The 286-nt window shown below is 47.2% G+C and carries 1 protein-coding gene; it reads left to right on the top strand.

Translation table 11 applies throughout. The annotated features are described in order from the left end of the window. Positions 1-286 (top strand): transposase (locus tag ACX5KA_RS18455; RefSeq protein ID WP_458731846.1); only part of this gene is annotated, 286 nt, incomplete at both ends.

Genomic DNA, 286 nt, shown 5'->3' with positions numbered 1-286 from the left:
GCAGAGCAGAAGTTTTCTGCAGTGATAGAGACTGCTGCCATGTCGGAAGTTGAGGTAAGTGAATACTGCCGGAAAAAGGGCCTTTTCCCGGAGCAAATCCAGCAATGGAAACATAGCTGTATCTCCGGTAATCAATCCGAGGCGGATAAGCGTAAACAGCAGGCCCAGGAACGTAAAGCGGATAAGAAACGCATTAAAGAGCTGGAAAGAGAGTTAAAACGCAAAGACGCAGCGTTAGCCGAAACTGCTGCGCTTCTGGTGCTTAGAAAAAAGTTAAATGCCTACT

The organism is Alteromonas alvinellae (assembly GCF_902705805.1).
The sequence above is the reverse complement of the archived record's forward strand: the minus strand, read 5'-3'. Positions and strand labels throughout refer to the sequence as shown.